General features: G+C 73.0%; 17 protein-coding genes. 8 read left to right on the top strand and 9 right to left on the bottom strand.

Annotated elements, in window-relative coordinates; genetic code table 11:
* The first annotated feature begins 108 nt into the window (after window positions 1–108).
* Window positions 109–1,035, top strand: coding sequence for a dihydrodipicolinate synthase family protein (locus ACIBVL_RS31410; protein WP_399102339.1), 927 nt, complete (start codon window positions 109–111; stop codon window positions 1,033–1,035).
* 28 nt (window positions 1,036–1,063) lie between these two features.
* Here the strand turns inward: ACIBVL_RS31410 and ACIBVL_RS31405 are convergent, their stop codons facing one another.
* Window positions 1,064–3,403, bottom strand: coding sequence for a PQQ-binding-like beta-propeller repeat protein (locus ACIBVL_RS31405; RefSeq protein WP_399102337.1), 2,340 nt, complete (start codon window positions 3,401–3,403; stop codon window positions 1,064–1,066).
* A 278-nt stretch (window positions 3,404–3,681) separates the two neighbouring features.
* On the opposite strand from ACIBVL_RS31405, the gene ACIBVL_RS31400 reads away from it, so the two are divergent.
* The gene (locus ACIBVL_RS31400) at window positions 3,682–4,293 is read left to right on the top strand and encodes a DUF6629 family protein (RefSeq protein WP_399102335.1); all 612 of its coding nucleotides are present in this window, start codon (window positions 3,682–3,684) and stop codon (window positions 4,291–4,293) included.
* Window positions 4,294–4,458: 165 nt separating this feature from the next.
* Here ACIBVL_RS31400 and ACIBVL_RS31395 read toward each other — a convergent pair whose 3' ends face one another.
* From ACIBVL_RS31395 to ACIBVL_RS31365, 7 genes are read right to left on the bottom strand one after another with little or no spacing between them, the layout of a single operon-like run.
* On the bottom strand, window positions 4,459–5,187 hold the full coding sequence (locus tag ACIBVL_RS31395) for an alpha/beta fold hydrolase (RefSeq protein ID WP_399102333.1): 729 nt from the start codon (window positions 5,185–5,187) through the stop codon (window positions 4,459–4,461).
* A gap of 23 nt (window positions 5,188–5,210) precedes the next feature.
* Window positions 5,211–5,909 carry a maleylpyruvate isomerase family mycothiol-dependent enzyme gene (locus ACIBVL_RS31390; RefSeq protein ID WP_399102332.1) on the bottom strand — a complete coding sequence of 233 codons (699 nt, stop codon included), beginning with the start codon at window positions 5,907–5,909 and terminating at the stop codon, window positions 5,211–5,213.
* A complete protein-coding gene (locus tag ACIBVL_RS31385) occupies window positions 5,906–6,739 on the bottom strand; it encodes a fumarylacetoacetate hydrolase family protein (protein WP_399102330.1) in 834 nt (277 codons plus the stop codon). Before ACIBVL_RS31385 ends, ACIBVL_RS31390 begins: the two co-directional genes overlap by 4 nt.
* On the bottom strand, window positions 6,736–7,827 hold the full coding sequence (locus ACIBVL_RS31380; protein ID WP_399102328.1) for a cupin domain-containing protein: 1,092 nt from the start codon (window positions 7,825–7,827) through the stop codon (window positions 6,736–6,738). Before ACIBVL_RS31380 ends, ACIBVL_RS31385 begins: the two co-directional genes overlap by 4 nt.
* Window positions 7,817–9,490 carry a (2,3-dihydroxybenzoyl)adenylate synthase gene (locus ACIBVL_RS31375; protein WP_399102326.1) on the bottom strand — a complete coding sequence of 558 codons (1,674 nt, stop codon included), beginning with the start codon at window positions 9,488–9,490 and terminating at the stop codon, window positions 7,817–7,819. Before ACIBVL_RS31375 ends, ACIBVL_RS31380 begins: the two co-directional genes overlap by 11 nt.
* Entirely contained in the window at window positions 9,483–11,534 is a 2,052-nt protein-coding gene (locus ACIBVL_RS31370; RefSeq protein ID WP_399102324.1) for an acetate--CoA ligase family protein, read from the bottom strand. The genes ACIBVL_RS31375 and ACIBVL_RS31370 overlap by 8 nt, the downstream gene beginning before the upstream one ends.
* Window positions 11,531–13,021, bottom strand: coding sequence for an FAD-dependent monooxygenase (locus tag ACIBVL_RS31365; protein WP_399102322.1), 1,491 nt, complete (start codon window positions 13,019–13,021; stop codon window positions 11,531–11,533). The genes ACIBVL_RS31370 and ACIBVL_RS31365 overlap by 4 nt, the downstream gene beginning before the upstream one ends.
* A gap of 203 nt (window positions 13,022–13,224) precedes the next feature.
* Between ACIBVL_RS31365 and ACIBVL_RS31360 the strand changes: the two genes are divergently transcribed.
* Complete coding sequence (locus ACIBVL_RS31360) at window positions 13,225–14,034, top strand: PaaX family transcriptional regulator C-terminal domain-containing protein (RefSeq protein ID WP_399102320.1); 810 nt, start codon at window positions 13,225–13,227, stop codon at window positions 14,032–14,034.
* A 4-nt stretch (window positions 14,035–14,038) separates the two neighbouring features.
* On the opposite strand, the gene ACIBVL_RS31355 is transcribed toward ACIBVL_RS31360, so the two are convergent.
* Window positions 14,039–14,830, bottom strand: coding sequence for an IclR family transcriptional regulator (locus ACIBVL_RS31355; protein WP_399102318.1), 792 nt, complete (start codon window positions 14,828–14,830; stop codon window positions 14,039–14,041).
* 266 nt (window positions 14,831–15,096) lie between these two features.
* Here ACIBVL_RS31355 and ACIBVL_RS31350 point away from each other — a divergent pair, with 266 nt between their 5' ends.
* From ACIBVL_RS31350 to ACIBVL_RS31330, 5 genes are read left to right on the top strand one after another with little or no spacing between them, the layout of a single operon-like run.
* Window positions 15,097–16,083, top strand: coding sequence for an amidohydrolase family protein (locus tag ACIBVL_RS31350; RefSeq protein ID WP_399102316.1), 987 nt, complete (start codon window positions 15,097–15,099; stop codon window positions 16,081–16,083).
* Complete coding sequence (locus tag ACIBVL_RS31345; RefSeq protein WP_399102314.1) at window positions 16,076–17,650, top strand: bifunctional 3-(3-hydroxy-phenyl)propionate/3-hydroxycinnamic acid hydroxylase; 1,575 nt, start codon at window positions 16,076–16,078, stop codon at window positions 17,648–17,650. The genes ACIBVL_RS31350 and ACIBVL_RS31345 overlap by 8 nt, the downstream gene beginning before the upstream one ends.
* Complete coding sequence (locus tag ACIBVL_RS31340; RefSeq protein WP_399102311.1) at window positions 17,647–18,939, top strand: MFS transporter; 1,293 nt, start codon at window positions 17,647–17,649, stop codon at window positions 18,937–18,939. The genes ACIBVL_RS31345 and ACIBVL_RS31340 overlap by 4 nt, the downstream gene beginning before the upstream one ends.
* Entirely contained in the window at window positions 18,936–20,042 is a 1,107-nt protein-coding gene (locus ACIBVL_RS31335; RefSeq protein WP_399102309.1) for a maleylacetate reductase, read from the top strand. Before ACIBVL_RS31340 ends, ACIBVL_RS31335 begins: the two co-directional genes overlap by 4 nt.
* A complete protein-coding gene (locus tag ACIBVL_RS31330) occupies window positions 20,035–20,895 on the top strand; it encodes a dioxygenase (protein WP_399102307.1) in 861 nt (286 codons plus the stop codon). Before ACIBVL_RS31335 ends, ACIBVL_RS31330 begins: the two co-directional genes overlap by 8 nt.
* Window positions 20,896–20,925 lie beyond the last annotated feature (30 nt).

Genomic DNA, 20,925 nt, shown 5'->3' with positions numbered 1-20,925 from the left:
TCAGCACCGCTCCCGGCGGTGTCTCGGCCGCGTCATGGCCCGGGCACCGCCACCGCTGTCACCATCGACCCACGACCTCGTACGCGAGAGCCTGCCCTGGGAGCACCGATGACCCTTCCCGCCCCGCTGACCGGAGTGGTTCCGCCCGTCTGCACTCCCCTGACCCCGGACGGCGAGGTGGACGTGCCCTCGTTGCGTGCCCTGGTCGACCACCTGGTGTCCGGCGGAGTGGACGGACTCTTCGTGCTGGGCTCGACCTCCGAGGTCGCCTTTCTCACCGACCGGCAGCGCCTGCTGGTCACGGACACGGTGGTGGCGCACGTGGCCGGCCGGCTGCCCGTGCTGGCCGGGGCGATCGACATGACCACGCCCCGGGTGCTGGAGCATGTCGCGGCGGTCACGGCGGCGGGCGCCGACGCGGTCGTCGTCACCGCGCCGTTCTACACCCGCACCCATCCCGCCGAGATCGCCCGCCACTACCGGCTGATCGCGGCACACAGCCCCGTCCCGGTGATCGCCTACGACATCCCGGTCGCCGTGCACACCAAGCTCCCGGCCGGGCTCGTCCTGGAGCTCGCCGCGGACGGTGTGCTGGCCGGGCTCAAGGACTCCAGCGGCGACCTCGCCGGCTTCCGCGAGGTCGTCGGCGGCGCCCGCCCCCTCGCGGGGTTCAGCGCCCTCACCGGCTCCGAACTGCTCGTCGACGCGGCCCTCGCGCTGGGTGCGGACGGGGCGGTGCCCGGACTGGCCAACGTCGATCCGCACGGCTACGTCCGTCTCGACCGCCTCTTCCGGTCGGGCGACCTGGAGGGCGCCCGGGCCGAACAGGAGCGGCTGTGTGCCCTGTTCGGCATGGTGACCGCCGGCGACCCGGCCCGGATGGGCGCCGGATCGGCGGCGCTGGGCGCGTTCAAGGCGGCCCTGCACCTGCGGGGCGTCATCGCCTGCCCGGCGACGGCCGCGCCGCAGATCCCCCTGTCGGCGGAGGAGACCGAACAGGTGGGCAAGCATCTCGCCGCGGCGGGACTGGTCTGACGCCGGCGGCCCGCACGGCACCCGGTTCTCAGGTGACGGGCAGTCCGTAGGCCCGGTCGAAGTGCTGGGCCACGAGGTGTCCGGCTCCGTCGCAGGAGAGCTGCCATCCGTTGACGCCGGTGTCACGGCCGTCGGTGAAGTTCCACAACATGCGGCCGGAGGCGGTGTCGACGGCGTAGAAGCCGTTCCTGTTCTCGAAGGCCGGAACATAGACGGCGTGGGCCCCCACCGCGATCGGGTTGTCGACGGCGAGGCGGGGGGTCGCGCAGAACCAGCGCCGTGCGCCGGTCGCCGCGTTGAAGGCGTGGACGCCGTGGGGATCGGAGCCGGTGACGTAGACCGTGTTGCCGCCCGCGCCGAGGGAGGCGAACTTGCCGCGTTCGGCCTTCGCCCGCCAGCGCAGCCTTCCGGTGTTCAGGTCCAGGGCGATGAGCTCGGAGCCGATGGCGAAGACGGTCTGGCCGAGGACGGCGAGGCCCGGCCGGAGGTCGGAGCCCACCATGTGCCGCCAGCGCAGGCCGCCGCCGTCCTGGGTGGAGCGGGCCGAGACGTTGCGCAGTCCGTCGGCGTAGACGAAGTAGTCGTCGGTGATGACGGGTTGCAGCGTGATGCCGACGTCCTCCGGGTCTATCGGGATGACGAGGGCCTGGTGGGCGCTGATGTTGACGCCGAAGACCGCGCTGGTGGAGGTGGCGACGCCCTGTTCCGTCGACTGGCGCTGCAGGCTGGCGCCCATGACGGAGACGGTGGACTCCCCGGAGCTGCCGAGCAGTTGGTCGAACTGGTAGTCGTCGCCGAAGTCGAGGGTGAACCGCTCGGCGCCGCTGGCCGGGTCGACGCCGATCAGGGTCGCGCCGGTGCCGAGGGCGACCGCGGCACCGTAGGTCAGCAGGACGGGGGTGGGCGAGAGGCTGATGCCCTCGTAGACCCAGGTCGGCCGGGAGCCGTTCGCCAGGTCGAGGCAGATCATGGTGCCGGGGCGGGTCTTCATCAGCGCCGTGCCGCCGGAGAAGACAGCCGGGGCCTGCAGCAGCGGGCCGCCCCGGTAGACCCAGGCCGGCTCGGGGGGCGGGCCGAGCGGCCGGACCGCCCGTCCGCTCGTTTTCCTGCGGGCGGCCACGAGGACCGAGGCCCCGGCGAGCGCCGTGCCCGCGGTCGCGGTCGCGGCGAGGACGGCACGCCGGGAGGCGCGCGGGCGTCCTGGGGCGCGATGGTGGAGGGGTTTGGCGGAACGTTCCGGCGGCGGTTGCGCCGGGAGGCCGAAGGAGCGGTGCTCCGGCGGCTCGACGGTGAGCCGCACGCCCTTGGTCCCACCGGCTCCTCGGGGGACTCCCTCGCCGCCCTCGCTGTCGGCGACTTCGGTGGCGTACGCCGCCCGCCCCGCCGTCGCGTAGGCCGGACCGCGGCGGCCGTACTCGGGCGGCTCCGGGTCGGGCCCGTCGGCGAGGGCCGGTGCGGGCGCCGGGGTCCGGCCGAGCTGGTCGAGGTTCTGCGCGGCCGCCCGGTGCTCGGCGACCATGGCGGCCACCGGCGCGGGCAGCCAGCCCTCCTTCAGTACCTGTTCGGCACCGCCGGGGACGCAGGCCGCGGAGAGCCGGTCGGGGGTGATGCGCAGGGCCGGGTCCTTGGCGTGACAGAGGCTGATGATCTTGTCCAGCGGTTCGGGCACGAGGGTGAGGTCGGGCGAACCGTGGGCCACCTGGTAGAGCAGCGCGGCCCCCACGGCTCCGCCGAACGGCGAGTGCCCGGACGCGGCGAACGCGAGTACCGAGCCGAGGCAGAAGACGTCCCCCTCAGGGCCCATCTGATCCCCGGTGGCCTGTTCGGGACACATGTAGTCGAGGGAGCCGAACAGGGCTCCGGAGCCGGTGAGTTCATAGCCGTCGCGGGCGCGCACGATGCCGAAGTCGATGACACGGGGGCCGTCGGCGGCGAGCAGCACGTTGGACGGTTTGAGGTCGCGGTGCACAAGGCCCTCGGCGTGCACCGCGATCAGCGCCTCGGCGATACCCGCGCCCAGCGCGAGGACCGTGTCCACCGGCAGCGGCCCGTGTGCGGCGACCGCCTCCGCCAGGGTGGGTCCGGGTACGTAGACGGTGGCGAGCCAGGGCGTCTCGTCGTCCGGCGCGGCGTCCACCACGGGCGCCGTGTAGACGCCGCCGACGGCCGCCGCGGCCGCCACCTCGCGTCGGAAGCGGATACGGAAGTTCTTGTCCTCCGCCATCTCGGGACGGATGACCTTGACCGCGACGGTGCGGCCGGCCGACGACATCGCCAGGTAGACCCGGCCCATACCGCCTGCTCCGAGCCGGGCCACGATGCGATAGGGCCCCAGCTTCTGGGGATCTTCTGGGCGCAGTGGTTTCATGCCCTCAGCCGCCTGTTCTCGGTGGGGTCTGGCAAACAGATTAGAGGCCGGAGTGGCAGATGAGACCACTTCCTGGCCGCCGTTTCCTCCCACCTGAAGGTAAATTCCGGCCCTACTTCCCGCTGCGGCAAGCTATCTGATGGGGCGTCAGAGATCGGGTGACACGTGCTCGCCCTGCGGGAACAGTGCGCGATGAGCAACAAGTGCACGCTGAAACCACTCCGATGCCGGAAGACGTCCGATGTGCCGAACGTCACCTCGCCTGGCATGGTGGCGGGATGTGCTGGAGTGCGACGGCCGATCTGGTGGCGGGCGCCTGTATCGGGGCCGTGGGGGTGGCGTGTGTGGCGCGGGTGCGCGGCGGCCGGGATCTGCCGCTCGCGGCGCTGCCGCTGCTGCTCGGTGTCCACCAGATCGTGGAGTCGGTGGTCTGGGACTCGGGCGGGGGCGGCGGAGTCGCCACCGTCGTCTGGGCCGTCATCGCGCTGCCGCTGCTCGCGGTCTGGGTCCCGGTGGGAGTGTGGTGCGCCGCCTTGCCGCACGCCCGGCGCCGGCTGCTCCCGCCGCTCGCGGCCGGAGCCGCGACGGCCACGGCGCTCGCGTACGCGCTGGCCACCGGCCCGGTGTCGGCGGAGATCCGCGGTCACACGGTGGGCTACGCGCTCGGCCTCTCCCACCCGCCGGTGCTGCTGGTGGGCTACCTCCTGGCCACCGTGGGCTCGCTGCTGCTGTCCGGCGACCGACGGCTGCTGGGCCTTGGGGTGCTCGTCGCCGTGGGCGCACTGGCCTGCTGGGCGCTCTGGCGCCTGGAGTTCGTCTCGACGTGGTGCGCGTTCGCGGCCGTGTGCTCGGTGGTGCTGTTCGGCTGGGTGCGCGCGCGGGTGGCCTGACGCGGGTTGCGCAAGGCCGTGCTGTCGCAGGACAGCGGTGGTGTCGGTCACGCGGCCGGGGCGAGGTTGCCGCCGGCCCCTGCCGGCCGGCGAGGTGTCGGCCCGGAAGGGCACCCGACCGCGGCCCGTCCCGGTCGGGAGCCCTTCTCCGCGTACGGCGCCGTCCTACGCCGCGCAGGCCCGGACGAACGCGTCGGCCAGTTCGGCGGGGCGGGTGAAACAGCCTTCGTGGCTGCCCGGGACCTCGACGATCAGCGGATCCTTCAGGCGCTGGGGGAAGCGCTCGCCCCACGCCCACTCGCCGGGCAGGGAGATGTCCTCGGTGGACAGGACGTAGCTGGTGGGAACGGAGAGCGCGGTGAACGCCGCCGTGTCGGGCTTCTCGGTGAAGGTGCCCAGCGGCTGCGGGACGAGGAGGGAGTGGATCATCCGCTGGGCCTCCTCGCCGGCGTCCTGCAGGAACGCCTGCTGCCAGACCTCCAGGGGCAGCATCACCGTGTCGTCGCCGGAGGCGGCGGCCAGCGCGTGGAACATCTCGCCGTAGTGCGGCGGGCACGCGTCGATCAGCGACTCGCCGTCGTTCGGCACGAACGCGCTCCAGAAGACCAGGCGCTTCAGGCGGGAGGCCAGCTTCGGCGCCGCGCCGACCAGGACGTATCCGCCCCAGCTGTGGCCGACCAGGGTGATGTCGGTGAGACCGGCGTTCTCGACGTACGCCACGAGGCCGTTCACACAGTCGGTGAGCGTCACGCCGCGGGGGTCGTCGTCGGTGCCCAGCCCGGCCATGGTCGGGGTGTGCACCTGGTGTCCGGCGGCCCGCAGTTCCTGGGCGACCGGGCGCCAGGCCCAGCCGCCGTGCCAGGCTCCGGTCACCAGGACGAAGGTCTCGCTCATGCCGATCTCCTTTGATCGAGTGGTCACAGCCAGCGTGGGACGTCCGGGAGTTCACCCATGACGTGCAGTTCTTCGGGGCCGCCGCGGCCGGTGAGCCAGGCGGCGAGGGCGTACGGCGGTCCGGTGACCGTGACGCCGCGGGAGGGTGTGCCGAGTACGACGGTGCCGTGGCCGTCCGCGTGCAGTTCCGCGCCGGCACCGGCGGCGATGCGTGACGTCATCCACCCGGCGACGTCGCGTACGAGGGCCCAGGCGAAGTCGGGCGGCAGTACGTCCGGGCCGGCGCCGACGCGCAGGTCGACCAGGTGGATCCACACCTCCCGGGCCCGCAACCACGCCACCTCGGACGCGGGGATCTCCCTGCCCTGCGCGCTGGTGACGGTGGCCGACCAGTCGTCGGCCGTGAGTGCCTCGGCGGCCTTCCGGAAACGGGCGGCGGACTCCCGTACGTCCTCCCGCTGTTCGGCCAGGGGCCGTCCCGCACCCGCCTCGATGTCCTTGGCACGCTGGTCCGGTGAGGCGTACATGGGCGTACGGACTCCCGTCCGCGCCCACGTCAGCAGGTTGACCAGGGCGTCGGCGTTGCGGGCGAGGTGGGTGAGGAGATGGCCCCGGGTCCAGCCGGACAGGGCGGACGGTTCGGCCACCGCGTCCGCGGGCAGGGCGTCCACTGCCCGCTGGAGGGCGAGTTGTCCCTGCTCCACCCAGCCGGGCACGGTCACGGCTTGTCCTCGACGACGGTGTTGACGCACTCTCCGATGCCCTCGACCACGGTCCGTACGACCTGACCGGGCTTCAGGAAGACCTTGGGGTCGCGGGCCGCGCCGACCCCGCCCGGCGTACCGGTGAGGACCAGGTCGCCCGGCTCCAGCGTGGTGAAGGTGCTGAGGTACGCGGCGATGTCCGCCGGGGTGAAGAGCAGGTCGGAGGTGCGTGAGCGCTGCATGACCTCGCCGTCCACCTCCAGGCGGATCTCCAGGTCGGCCGCGTCGCCGATCTCGTCGCCCGTCACCAGCCAGGGGCCGACCGGGGTGCTGGCCTCCCATGCCTTGCCCTGCAGCCACTGCGGAGAGCGCCACTGCCAGTCCCGCATGGAGATGTCGTTGACGACGGTGTAGCCCGCGATCGCGGCCGCCGCCTCCTCCCCGGTGGCCCGGCGGCGAAGCCGGGAGCCGATGACGAAGCCGAGTTCGGCCTCCCAGTCCAGCTCTTCCGTCTCGCCGGGATGGACGATGTCGTCGCGGGCACCGAGCAGGACATTGGCGAACTTGCCGAAGAGGGCGGGGTACGACGGCATCTCGCGGCCCATCTCCGCGATGTGGGCACGGTAGTTGTGGCCCACGCAGAAGATCTTGGACGGGGTCGTGACGACGGGGGCGAGGTCGAGGGCGGCCGCGGCGTGCGCGGGGCCGTCGGCGGCGGCCGCGTGGGCACGCCAGTCGGGGCGGCGCAGCAGGGCGGCCACGTCGGGAGCGCCGGTCTCCACGGCGTGGTCGCCGTCGAGGCGTACGGCCGCCGTGCCGTCTGCGGTGCGGATGGTGGCGAGCTTCATGAGGTCTTGCTCCCGGTGAAGTCCGTGCGGGCGAGGTCGAGCGCCTCGTAGACGGGCGCGTCGTTGAAGGTGAACAGGTCGAGCCGGGTGACGGCGGTGAGGGTGAGGGCGCACCAGGAGGGGACGGCGATGAGGTCGCCGTCGGACACCTCGATCACCCGGTCGTCGAGGGTGACGGTGCCGCTGCCGCGGAAGACCTGCCAGACCGAGGAGCCCACGGTGCGGCGGGTGGCGGTGGTGGTGCCCGGGCGGAGGCGGTGCATCTCGGTGCGCAGGCTGGCGAGGGCGTCGCGGCCGGTGGCGGGGTTGGTGAAGCGGATGCCGGCGTGGCCGGGCTCGACGACCCCGGGGTGTCCCTCGTCCTCCAGCTCCAGCTGCGCGGTGAGGGCGTCGTCGGTGTCGGCCCAGCGGTAAGCCATGAGGGGGGAGTTGGGGCCCGCGGGGGCGGCGATCGGGCGCAGCCCCGGATGCCCCCACAGCCTCTCCGACCGCGACCGCGACGGCGTGGACCGGTCCGACACCCCGTTCTCGCCGAACTCGAAGAATCCGGCGTCGAGGCGGTGCACGAGCGGGATGTCGAGGCCGTCCAGCCAGACCATCGGCTCGTCGCCGACGTGGTGGTGGCCGTGCCAGTGCATCGACGGGGTGAGCAGCAGATCGCCGGGGCGCATCTCGACGGCGTCGCCGTTGACGACGGTCCAGACGCCCTCGCCCTCCAGGATGAACCGGAACGCGCCCTGCGTGTGGCGGTGCGCGGGGGCGACCTCGCGCGGGCCCAGGTACTGGACGGCCGCCCACAGGTTGGGGGTCGCGTAGGGCCGTCCGGGCAGGCCCGGGTTGGCGAGCGCGATGGCACGGCGTTCGCCGCCGCGCCCGACCGGCACCAGGTCGCCGGCCCGGCGGGCCAGCGGCAGGAGGGTGTCCCACTGCCAGACGTGCGGGACGGCCTCGGGCCGCGGGGTCCGCGGCATGAGGTCGCCGATCTCGGTCCACAGCGGGATGAGTCCGGCCGCCGCGAAGCCGTCGTACAGCTTGCGCAGTTCGGGGTCCGTCTCGTCCGGGGCGATCGCGGGCGCGTCACTGGCCATGGGGGGTTCCTTCGGCGTCGAGGCGGCGTGTGATGTCGGCGCGCAGGGCTTTCTTGTCGATCTTTCCGACCTTGGTGGCGAGGAGTTCGGGGACGGTCACCAGCCGGTCCGGGAACTTGAAGCGGGCGACGCCCGAGCGCTCCATGACCCGGTGGACGTCGTCCAGGGTCACCGTGCGGCCCGGTTCCGGTACGACGTAGAGGCAGACCCGCTCACCGAGGGCGGGGTCGGGCATGGCCACGGCGGCGGCGCGGGCGACGCCCGGCGTCTGGTAGGCGAAGTTCTCGATCTCCTCCGCGGAGATGTTCTCCCCGCCCCGGATGATCATGTCCTTGTCCCGGCCCTCGACGACGAGGTTGCCGTCGGGCCGCAGCCGCACGATGTCACCGGTGCGGTACCAGCCGTCCTCGGTGAAGGCCCGGGCGTTCTGCTCCTCGGCGCGGTAGTAGCCGCGCGGGGTGTAGGGGCCGCGGGTGAGCAGCACGCCGGGCGTCCCGTCGGGGACCGGCCGGCCGAGTTCGTCGACGACGAGGAGTTCGTCGTCCTCGCACATGGGGCGCCCCTGCGTCGTGCAGATGACGTCCTCGGGGTCGTCGAGGCGGGTGTAGTTGAGCAGGCCCTCGGCCATGCCGAACACCTGCTGGAGCGTGCAGCCCAGTTCGGGGCGGACGCGGCGGGCCACATGGTCGGCGAGCCGTGAGCCGCCGACCTGGAGGACGCGCAGGGAGCTCAGGTCCGCCTCCGGGTGTGCTCGGTGGTGGTCCAGCCAGCGCTGGGCGACGGCCGGGACCAGGGCGCTCGCGGTGACGCCCTCACGCTCGACGATCGGGAACGCCTTCTCCGGCCTGGGGGAGCCGAGGACGACCCGCCCGCCGTGCAGCAGCGTGCCGAGGAGGCCCGGGCAGGCGAGCGGAAAGTTGTGCCCGAGGGGAAGGGCGGCGAAGTACACGGTGTCCGGCCCGAATGCGCAGACCTCGGCGCTGCGGCGGGCGTTGTAGACGTAGTCGTCGTGCGTGCGGGCGATGAGCTTGGGCAGCCCGGTGGTGCCGCCGGAGAGCAGGAAGACGGCGATCGAGCGGCTGTCGGGCCGGTACGCGTCCACGGCGGCCCGGTCCGCCGGAGTGCCCGGCGTGGCGCACACCTCCCGCAGGTCCACCGCCTCGTCGGCGACCTTGTCGCCCAGGACGAGGAGGTGCCGCAGAGTCGGGGAGTCCTCGGCGACCTCGAACGCCATCGCCTGGTGGTCGTGGTCCTTCAGGAAGTCCGGCACCGCGACGGCCACGGCCTCACTGTGCTCGACCAGGTGGCCGATCTCGTGTCTGCGGTGTCCGGGCAGCGCCATCACCGGGATGACGCCGAGGCGCAGACAGGCGTAGGTGAGGATCACGAACTCGGCGGTGTTGGGCAGTTGCACCACCAGCCGGTCGTCCGGACGAAGCCCGAGCGCGGCCAGGCGCAGGGCGGTGGCGTCCGCACGGTCGGCGAGGTGCCGGTACGTCAGCCGACGGTCGCCGTCGACGAGGGCGACCGCGTCGGGGGTGGCGTCGGCGGCGGCGTGCAGCCGGTCGCCCAGCGCGCGGCCCTCCCAGTAGCCCCTCGCGGTGTAGCGCTCGGCGTGGGCCACGGGCCAGGGCACAGCGCCGTCGCTGCTCGGCCTAGGCATGGTCGGTCTCCTTGGTGGTGGGCACGATCACGGCGTCCAGTGCGACCAGCCCGTCGGCGGTGAGCCGCAGCGGGTTGATCTCGATCTCGGCGGTGCCGGGGCTCGCGGCCAGGGAGGCGGCGAGTGCCGCGACGACCCGTCCGAACTCGGAGCGGTCGAGCGTGGGTCCGCCGCGCCAGCCGGCGAGCAGGGCGCGGGCGGCCAGGTCGTCGGGCATCGCGGCGGCTTCGGTGACCGACAGCGGGGCGAGCCGGATCGCCACGTCGGCGAGCGCCTCGGCGGCCGTGCCGCCGAGCCCGGCGAGGACGACCGGTCCGAACACGGGATCGCGCCGTACGCCGAGCACGAGGTCGACGCCGGCCGGGGCCATCGCCTCCACCAGGTAGCGGTGGCCCGGGCCGATGGCGTCCAGCGCCGCGTCGAGCTCCTCGGGGGTGCGCACGCCCAGGTGGACGCCGCCGATCTCGGTCTTGTGCAGGATCGCGGCGTCGAGCACCTTGACGGCGACGGGTCCGCCGAGCAGCCGCAGGGCGTAGTGGGCGTCGGTGCGGGAGTCGCAGGCGACGCGGTGGGGGGTCGATATCCCCAGCCCGGCGAGGAACGTCTTGGCGGCGTCCTCGTCGAGGGGACCCGGGGGCACCGTGACAGGCGCCTGCGGCGAGGGCTCGTCCGTCCGCAGAGCCCGCTGTCGGGCGTCCGTCACCAGGGCGCGTACGGCGGCGGCGGCGGAGGCCGGTCCGGTGAGCGCCGGGACGCCCGACTTGTGCAGCCGGGCGCGCTGTTCGGCGACGTCCTCGGGGAGGCCGCCGACGACCACCACGGCCGGGGAGCCGGCACCGAGTCCGGCGTCCTGCACGGCGGAGGCGACGTCGACGCTGTCGGGCTCGGTCAGGGCGTAGACGGCGAGCAGGTCCACCGCCGGATCCGCCGCCGTCGTGTCGAGCACGCGGGCGAAGGTCTCGGCGGGCCGGCCGGTGTCGACCGGGTTGCGCTGGTAGGTCAGCGGGGGCAGCAGCCCGGCGAGGGCCCGCCGGGTCGGTGCGGCCAGCTCCGGCATGCGGATGCCGTCGGTGCCCGCCCGGTCCGCCAGCAGCAGCCCGGGGCCCGCCTGGGCGGTCACGATGCCCAGGCCCGGGTCGGGGTGAGGGGTCAGCCGGATGCGGGAGAGCGCGGTGAGCGCGTCCACCAGCTCCCTTTCGTCGTCCACGACGACCGCTCCGGCCTGGCGCAGCGCGGACCGGGTGGTACGCCACGAGGTGGCGAGCGCCCCGGTGTGCGAGCGGGCGAAGTCACCGACGTCGCTGCGCCCGACGACCAACGCCACGACCGGCTTGACACGCGCCGCCTCGCGTACCGCCGCCACCAGCCGTGGCCCGTCCGGGACCGTCTCCACGTGCAGCGCGACCGCTGTCGTAAGCGCGTCCCCGGCGAGGTGGTCCAGGATGTCCGCAGCGGTGACGTCGAGGCCCGCCCCGATGCCGACGCCGAGGCTGATGCCGTTGCCCGCGGCGGCCAGGTCGAAGGAGAGCGCGTGGTTGACGCCACCGCTGGCCGCGACGACCGCGATGTCCCCGGCGGGGAGCAGACCGGCGGCGGGCACGAAGCTGGCCGTCAGCCTCCTATGGGGGGCGAAGAAGCCGGAGGTGTTGGGGCCGAGCAGCCGGATCCCGGTCTCCTGGACGACATGGCGCAGCGCCTCGGCGTACGCCTCGCCCTCCGGGCCCGCCTCACCGAAACCGCCGGCGCAGACCAGTGCGGCTCGGCAGCCGGCGGCGGCCGCGTCGGCGAGGGCGTCCGCGCTGCCCGCGGCGGGCACGCACAGGACGGCCAGGTCGAGCCGTCCGTCGGTGTGTGCGGCCGCTTCGGCGACGGAGGCGTATACGCCCTCGCCGGGGTCGGGGCGGCGCGCGTTGACCAGGGCGCGGGAGCCGGGGAAGGGGGCGAGGCAGCGGGCCATGGCGGCGCCGAGCTTGCCGGACTGCCGGGAGGCGCCGATCACCACGACGCCCTCGGGTGCGAACAGCGGGGTCAGGTTCATGGTCATGCCTGCCCCACCAGGTCGGCGCGCCCGGACAGCAGCAACGTTTCAGCACGGTCGTCGTCCATCGCGTCCTCGACGATCAGCACGGGTACGCCGTGGACCAGCCGGGCCTCTTCGGCGAGCAGGGACCGGGTGAGCGGGGTTCCGCCCGCCACGGCGACCAGGTCCGGCGCCGGGTCACCGCTCAGGGCGTCGGCCAACTGGACGTAGGTCTGCGGCAGGTCTGCCTCGGCCTCGGGTGCGGTGAGCCACGGACAGCCCTCGGAGCGCAGGGTCTCGAGGTCGGCCGCGGTGAGCCGTCGCCCGCCGAAATCCCTGAACGGCGTGTCCAAGGGGGCGTGTCCCTCGTGGGCGGCCCGCCAGTCCCGTACGACCGTGTCGACGAACCGCGGGTCGCGGCGCGCGATGCGCTCCTTGCCGATGCTGCGGGAGATGAAGTGGAAGGCGAACCGGGTCGGATCGAAGGCGTCGTGGTAGCGCCCGAAGTGCTCCCACCAGGACAGGCTCGGCCGGGCGGAGTTCTGGATCTTCGCCACGGAGGGCCGCCGGGCCGCCTCGTACGCCTCCAGGGCGCCCGGCAGGTCGTCGCGGTGGGAGAGAAGGCTGTCGGCGAGGGCGACGGCGTCCTCCATGGCCATCTTCGTGCCGGAGCCGACGGAGAAGTGCGCGGTGTGCGCGGCGTCGCCGAGCAGGACGACGTTGCCGCTGTGCCAGCGCCGGGTGCGCCGGGTGCGGAAGTTGCCCCAGCGGGAGTTGTTGACCAGCAGTTCGTGGCCGTCGATCTGCTCGGCGAAGAGCTTCTCCAGGTAGTGCCTGGTCTTCTCGTCGCTCGGGCCGGGCGGCTGCGCGGTGTCGAACTCGTCGAGCCCCGCCCTGCGCCAGGACTCCTCGTCCGTCTCGACGATGAAGGTGCTGACGCTGTCGCTGATCGGGTAGCCGTGCACGGCGAAGGTGCCGTGCGGGCCGTGCTCGTGGACGAAGGTCAGGCCGTCGAAGAGATAGTCGGTGCCGAACCAGATGAACTTGGCGGTGGCGACCTCGACCTCGGGCACCAGTACGTCGGCGAGCCGGTCGCGGAACCGGGAGTTCGCCCCGTCGGCGGCCACGATCAGGTCGTAGCCGGCCAGCCGCTCCGGATCGGCGGGGACCTCGTGGCTGAACCGGAGGTCGACGCCGACCTCGACGGCCCGCCGGTGCAGCAGCTGGAGGAGGGTCCTGCGGGTGATGGCGGCCATGCCGTTGCCGCCGCAGCGGATCCGCTGCCCCTTCAGTCGCACCTCGATGTCGTCCCAGTGCCGGCCGTGGTCGGCGAGGGCGGTGCGCAGTACGGGGTCCGCCTCGTGGATGGCGGCGAGCGTCGCGTCCGAGAACACCACGCCGAAGCCGAAGGTGTCCTCCGCGCGGTTCCGTTCGAAGACCGTCACCTCGACCGACGGATCGGCCTGCTTGACGAGCGTCGCGAAGAACAGCCCGCCGGGGCCGCCCCCCACGCAAGCGATCCGAAAAACCATGGTTCCCGCCTCTTCGTCGAGTACAGGCCCAGACTCAGGCCCGGAGGCATCCTGTGTCAATGGATCCACGGGCGTCAATAATTTGTCGCTCATCTTCGGGGTGGCTTCCCGGGCAGGAGCATGGGATTCCTGGCCGGATCGCTCATCATCGCGACGGCCGTCCGTGTGACATAGTCGGTTGCGTGAAGCCTCGATCGATCGTCTTCGACCTGTTCGGCGACTACGTCCGCTACCGCGGCGGCGCCGCCCGGCTGCGCACCCTCAGTTCCCTGATGGGCTGCTTCGGTGTCGGCGAGAGCACCGTGCGGGTGGTCCTCGCGCGCCTGCGCAAGGAGGACTGGTTCGATGTCCGGCGCGAGGGCCGGGAGACGATCTACGCGCTCAACAAGCGCAGTCTCCAGCTCCTGGACGAGGGCCGCTCACGCATCTTCGACCGGGAGCCCTCCGACTGGGACCGGCACTGGTACATGGTGATCTACTCGGTCCCCGAGACCGAGCGCGGTGTCCGTGACCGCATTCGCAAGGAGCTGGCCTGGCTGGGCTTCGGGCCGCTGGCACCGTCCACCTACGTCTCCCCCCACGACCGGCTCCAGCAGGTCCGGGAGAAGTTCGCGGACGAGCCGGCCGTACGCCTGGACACCCTGCGCTGCCAGTCGGGCGGACTGCCCGTCGACCGCGAGATGGCGGCGCGCGGCTGGGACCTGGCCGCTCTGAACGAGGACTACCGGGAGCTGCTGCGCACCTACCGCACCCGGATGCCGTCGTACCGGGCCGGGCATCTCAGCCCCGAGGAGGCGCTGGTGGAACGCATGCGGCTGACGTACGACTACCGCAAGTTCCCCTTCCGCGACCCGGACCTGCCGACCGAGCTGCTCCCGGCGGGGTGGGTGGGCCACGAGGCGCACGAGATGTTCCTGGAGGCGCATGAACTCCTCGGCCCGTCGGCCGAGTCCTATTACGACGAGGTGGCGGGCACGCGTCCCGTGGGGTAGGGCGCTACGCCAGGTGCCCGAGCTCGTGCGAGGCCGCGGTCACCGTGTCGTGCAGTGCGCGGGTGACGTCGGCGAGGTGGTCCGGGGTGCCGAGGCTCTCGGGCAGGACGACGGAGACGGCGAGCGGCAGGGGGTCGCCGGCCGCGAAGACGGGCGCGGCGACGGAGATGATGCCCGGAATGACACCGCTGTGCGTCACGACATGGCCCTGTTCACGGATCTGCGCCCGCAGGGCCGCGAGACGTTCGCCGGCCCACTCCGCCTCCTTGCCGCGCAGTTCCCCGCCCAGCACCTCGTCGGTGAGGCTCTCGGGCAGGTGGGCCAGGAAGACCTGCCCGACCGATGACGTGAGCAGGGGAAGCGTGGCGCCGACCCGGACCGTCAGGGGCAGTGGGCGGGTGCCGTAGGCCCAGCTCACCACGATCGGGCCGCGGTCCCCCCACACCGCGAGGTTCACGGAGTGGCCCGTGCGGTCGCGCAGCCGCGTCGCGTGGCCGCCCGCCACCGCCACCTCGTTGGTGCGGCGCAGTGCCTCGGCGCCCATGCGGCGCATCGCCGCCCCGAAGTCGTAGAGGCCCGACGCGGGATCCTGCGAGGTCAGGCCGATTCGGCCGAGACTGACGAGGTAGCGGTGCACCTTGCTGGGCTGCATCCCGCTCGCCTGCGCGATCGCCGACAGGCTCAGCGCACCGCCGCCGCTCTCCAGCGCGAGCAAGACCCGCATCGCGGTCTCGACGGACTGGATGCCCTGACGCTCCCCGTTCTCCCTGGTCTCCGTGGGGTCGGTCGTGGTCACAGCGCAGCTCCCGTGCAGGTGGACGAAGGCGTTCAGCGTAGCGGCGCCCGAGGTGCGAGCCGGGGCCGCGTGAACCGATCTGGCATTCACTATTGCAGAACGCGTTACGTTCTGGTGAACTGCGTCCGCGGCCGCCGCTGTGCCTCTCTCCGACAGCGCACCCGCCTCGCGCATCCCCGACGCCCTGGTCGCTCACGCCCGACCGGACGCCTCACCTCGACTCCGGACGAGATCCGCACACGAGATCACCCGAGGAGAACTCCGCAATGAAGCTGATCGGCCTCGAAGAGCACTTCGTGACCCCCGACCTGGTGGGCCATGGCGCGTCGACCGCGTCCATCGCCCAGCCCCGAGCGTGGGCCGAGGCCTCCCGGCGCCTCCTCGACCTCACCGAGGAACGCCTCGACGCCATGGACGCCGCCGGGCTGGACATGCAGGTCCTGTCCCTGAACTCCCCCGGCCTCCAGGCGGAGAAGGACCCCGCCACCGCCGTACGCCAGGCGATCACGGTCAACGACTTCCTCGCCGGCGTCATCGCCGAGCACCCCGATCGCTTCTCCGGCTTCGGTGCCCTGCCCCTGCAGGACCCCGAGGCGGCGGCCGACGAGCTGGAGCGCGCGGTCACCCAGCTCGGCCTGCGCGGCGCCCTGGTCAACGCGCACACCCACGGCAGGTACCTGGACGACCCCGCCCTGCGTGTCGTGTGGGAGCGCGCCGAGCACCTCGACGTGCCGCTCTATCTGCACCCGGCCAACGGCGTCGACACCGCGCACGTGCTCTCCGGGCACCCCGAACTCGTCGGGCCCATGTGGAGCTGGGGCATCGACACCGCCACCCACGTCCTGCGGCTCGTCTTCGGCGGCGTCTTCGACGACTTCCCGAACGCCAAGCTGCTGCTCGGCCACATGGGAGAGGGCCTTCCCTTCGTGATGTGGCGCATGGACTCCCGCTGGGAGTTCCACGCCCACCACGGCATCGAGCTCGAGCGCGGGCGCCCCTCCGAGTACCTCCGGCACAACCTCTACATCACGACCAGCGGCGTCTGCTCCCCCGCCCCGCTGCTCACCGCCCTGCTCTCGATGGGCGCCGACCACATCCTCTTCGGCACCGACTACCCCTTCGAGGACATCGAGACGGCCACGAGGTTCCTGCGGGACGCCCCGATCAGCGAGGCCGACCGGCTGAAGATCGGCCACCAGAACGCCGAGAAGCTGCTCGGCCTCGCCCCCGACACCCTGTACGCCGGTGTCTGAGCAGAAGGAAACGTACGTGTACGACGTCGCCGTCATCGGGTACGGGCCCGTGGGCATGGTCACCGCGGCGCTGCTCGGGCAGGCGGGCCACCGTGTGGTCGTCCTCGAGCGCTACCCGACCCTCTACAACCTTCCGCGCGCCGCCATCTTCGACGACGAGACGATGCGGACCTTCGACCGCCTGGGCATCTCCCGGGCCCTGCTGCCCACGCTGCACGTCCAGCGAAACTACGAGTGGCGCAACGGCACGGGCGAGCTGCTCATCGAGCACGACTTCGCCGCCGTCGGCGGCCAGGGCTGGGCGGAGTGGTACATGATGTACCAGCCGTACCTGGAGGACGCCCTCGACGCCCTGGTCCGCGGTCTGGAGAACGTCGAGATCCGCATGGACTCCCGGGTCACCGGGATCCGGGACACGGACGACGGCGTGGACATCCGGGTCGAGGGAGACGGCTCGGCCGTCCCGGCCCGGTACGTCGTGGCCTGCGACGGCGGCAACAGCTTCACGCGCTCCTGGCTCGGCATCGGACAGGAGGACTACGGGTTCTCCGAGCCGTGGATGGTCTGCGACTTCCGGCTGACCGGTGACGCCGACATCCCCAAGGCCCGTCAGGTGTGCGACCCGGCGCAGCCCGTCTCGATCATCTCGCTGGGCCCCCGGCACCATCGCTTCAGTTTCATGCTCGACTCGGAGGACTCGTTCTCCGTCGAGCGGGAGCCCGACCGGGTGTGGGCGCGGGTCGCCGCCCACGTCGACCCCGGGCAGGCAGAGCTGATCCGCGTCGCCACCTACACGTTCCGCTCGCTCGTCGCGGAGCGCTGGCGCGACGGCCGGATCCTGCTCGCCGGGGACGCGGCCCACCAGATGCCGCCCTTCCTCGGGCAGGGCATGTGCTCGGGCGTCCGCGACGCCCAGAACCTCGCCTTCAAGCTCGACGCCGTGCTGCGCGGCGCGGACGACGCGCTGCTCGACACGTACCAGAGCGAACGGGAGCCGCATGTGCGGGCCATCATCGCCAAGGGCATCGAGCTCGGCCGGGTCCAGACCCTGCGCGATCCGGTGGCCGCCGCCGAGCGGGACGCCCGTCTGATCGCCCTGCGCGAGGCGAACGGACGACCCGAGAAGATGCGCTTCCCCGGCCTCGGTCCCGGCCTGCGCGACGACTCGCCGCGGGCGGGGCACCTGATGCCGCAGGGACGGGTGGAGTCGCACGGCGCCGATGGACTCTTCGACGAGGTCGTCGGCCGCGGGTTCGTCCTCCTCGTCGACGGTCGCGACGGCGCCTCGCTCGACACCTCGGCCACCGGCCTCGCCGCCGGGCTCGGGGTCACCGTCCACCACCTCACCGATCGCCGTCTCACCACCGAAGGGATCACCGACGTCGGCGGCGTCTACGGACGCTGGTTCGACGAGACCGGTCGCGCCGCCGTTCTGTGGCGGCCCGACTTCTACATCCTCGGGACCGCGGGCGCCCTGTCCGACGTCCCGGCGCTCCTCAAGACACTTGCCGAGGCAGTCGGGCCGGTCCAGGCTCCTGCCGTCGTCGGAGAAGGGATCCGGCCATGACCGCACCGTCCGCCATACGCCCGACCGTCCGCACCGCGTCCGCGACCACGTTCATGCTGGTCGCCGCCTGGGTCGTCGCGTCCCTCGAGGGCTACGACCTGGCCGTGTACGGCGTCAGCGTCCCCGCGATCCTGGGCGACCCCTCGCTCGGCATCGACAAGGCCGAGGCCGGCACCATCGGCTCGCTGGTCGGCATCGGGATGCTGATCGGCGCGGCCCTCGCCGGATCCCTCGTCCACCGCACCGGCCCACGCCGGCTCCTGCTCGTCGGCACCGGCGTGTTCTCGCTCGGGATGGCGGTCTGCGCGGGCGCGGGCGGCGTCCCCTCCTTCGGCACCGGACGCCTGGTCGTCGGCCTCGGTCTGGGCGTGGTCCTGCCCACGATCAACGCCTTCGTCGCCGACCTCAGTGAGCCGGGCCGCCGCAGCCGCAACGTCGCCCTGATCATGAGCGGTTACGCGGCCGGCGCGCTGCTCTCCCCGCTGCTCGGCACCGCCCTGCTCCCGGAGGTGTCGTACCGCTGGCTGTACGTGATCGGCGTGCTCCCGGTGTTCCTGGCCGTACCGCTGGTGCTGCGGCTGCCGGAGAGCCCGTTCCACCTCAGCCGGACCGGACGGGCGGCCGAGGCGAGAGCGGTGGAGGAGCGGCTCGGCCTCGCCCCGTCGGAGGCCGAGCCGGCCTCGGACCCGGGGCGGTGGCTGGGCGTCGGCTCGCTGCTGACCGGCGGGCTCGCGGTCTCGACCGTGCTCTTCTGGGCCATGTCCTTCTGTGGGCTCCTGCTGGTCTTCGGCATCAGCACCTGGCTGCCCAGCATCATGCAGGCCGCGGGCTTCTCCCTCGGCTCGGCGCTGCTGCAGACGGCGGCGATGTGGCTGGGCGTCGGGGTCGGGGCCGTCGTCGGCGGCCGGATCGCGGACGCGCTGGGCGCCAAGCGGGTCGTGGTCGTCGCGTTCCTGGTCGGCACGGTGAGCCTGGTCGCGATGAGCACCCGGCCGCCGACGCCCGTCATGTTCGTGCTCATGTTCGTCAGCGGCTTCGGTTTCATCGGCTCGCAGATCCTCGGCAACGCGTTCATCGTGACCCGGTACCCGGACGCCCTGCGCGGCAACGGCCTCGCCTGGGCCCTGTCGATCGGCCGGTTCGGCGCGATCGTCGGCCCGTCCCTGGGCGCGTACGTCCTCGGCTCGGGCGCCTCGGTGGAGTGGGCCTTCTACGCCTTCGCCGTCCCGGCCCTCGTCGGGGCGTGCGCGGCGGGCGCCGTGCCCCGGGCGCGAGCGGTGACGGCATGACACGGATCGTCTACGAGTCCTGGGGTCAGCGGGTCGTCTTCGGCTCGGGCACCGCACGGCAGGACATCGCGGCCGAGGTCGCCGGGCTCGGCGCGAGCCGGGTCCTGCTGATCGCGGCCGACGGGGAGCGCGCCCTGGCCGAGGGCCTCTGCGAGGACGTCCCGGTCGTGGAGATCTTCGGCGCCGTCCGTCCGCACGTCCCGGCCGAGGTGGCCGAGGCCGTGCGGGCGGCCGCCCGTGAGCACGACGCCGACCTGCTGCTGAGCGTCGGCGGAGGATCGACGACGGGCACCGCCAAGGCGGCGGCGCTCACCACCGGGCTGCCGGTTCTCGCCGTCCCCACGACGTACGCCGGTTCCGAGGCCACCCCCGTCTGGGGCCTCACCGAGGACGGCCACAAGCGCACCGGCGTCGACCCGAAGGTGCTCCCCCGCTCCGTCGTCTACGACGCCACGCTGATGCTGACGCTGCCGACGAGGCTGTCGGTGACGTCCGGCCTCAACGCGCTCGCCCACTGCGTCGACGCGTGGTGGGCGCCCCGGCACAACCCGATCAGCTCCGCGCTGGCCGTCGAGGGCGTCCGCTCGCTCGCCTCCGCACTCCCGCGGGTCGTCGCCGACGGGCAGGACGTGGAGGCCCGCCGCGAGATCCTCTTCGGCACCTACCTCGGGGCGGTCGCGTTCGCCGGGGCCGGCTCCGGACTGCACCACAAGGTGTGCCATGTCCTCGGCGGCGCGTACGACCTCGAACACGCCGCCCTGCACGCGGTGGTCCTGCCGCACGTGGTCGGCCTCAACCTTCCCGCGGCACCCGGGGCGGCACGGCGCCTCGCTGCCGCCCTCGACGCCGGCGCCGACCCGTTCGACGCGCTGCTCGCCCTCTACGACAGGCTCGAACCCCCGCGCTCGCTGCGGGAGTCGGGGCTTGCCGAGGAGGAGCTGGACCGAGCCGCGGACCTGGTCATGGCCCAGGTGCCGGACAGCAACCCGCGCCGCGTGACCCGTGAGGAGATGCGCGAGCTGCTGGGGCGCGCGCACCGCGGGGACACCCCGGTGCCGGTCCCCCTCCCCGCCCTTCCCCCGCAGGAGCCCGCCGATGACTGAACAGGAACTGACCGACAGGGTCGTCGCCAGCTTCGACACGGCGAAGGACGAACGGTTCCGCGAGGTCATGCGGTCCCTCGTCCGGCACGCCCACGCGTTCGTGCGCGAGACCGGGCTCGCCGAGGACGAGTGGACCGCCGCGATCGAGTTCCTGACCGAGGCCGGTCACCTCACCACCGACACCCGCCAGGAGTTCGTCCTCCTCTCGGACGTCCTCGGCATCTCCATGCTCACCGTCGCGGTGAACGAACCGGCCCTCGACGGGCCGGCCGAGCCGACGGAGTCCACGGTCCTCGGCCCGTTCTTCGTCCAGGACTCGCCGGAGATCGAGCTCGGCGGGGACATCGCCGGCGGCGCGAGCGGCGAACCGTCGTGGTTCAGCGGCACGGTCACGGACACCGCCGGCCATCCGGTCGCCGGCGCCCGTGTCGAGGTGTGGGAGGCCGACGACGACGGCATGTACGACGTCCAGTACGAGGACGGAGCCCTCGCCGGGCGCGCGCACCTGTTCACCGACGCCGACGGCCGCTACCGGTTCTGGGGGCTCACCCCCACGCCGTACCCGATCCCCGACGACGGCCCCGTCGGCCGGCTCCTCGACCGGGCCGGCCGCTCGCCGATGCGGGCACCGCACCTGCACTTCAAGGTGACGGCGCCCGGCTTCCACCCGCTCGTCACGCACATCTTCGTGGCGGACGACCCGTGGCTGGACAGCGACTCGGTCTTCGGCGTGAGGGATTCCCTGATCCGCCCCTTCGACCGGCACGAGCCCGGCACCCCGGCCCCGGACGGCCGCCGGCCGCAGGGCACGTGGACCTCGGCGAGTTTCGACATCGTGCTCAGGAAGGAGTGACCGGTGCGGCCCCGGCACCCGCCACGGTCG

This window comes from Streptomyces sp. NPDC049687 (genome assembly GCF_044465285.1).
Lineage (GTDB): Bacteria > Actinomycetota > Actinomycetes > Streptomycetales > Streptomycetaceae > Streptomyces.
The sequence above is the reverse complement of the archived record's forward strand: the minus strand, read 5'-3'. Positions and strand labels throughout refer to the sequence as shown.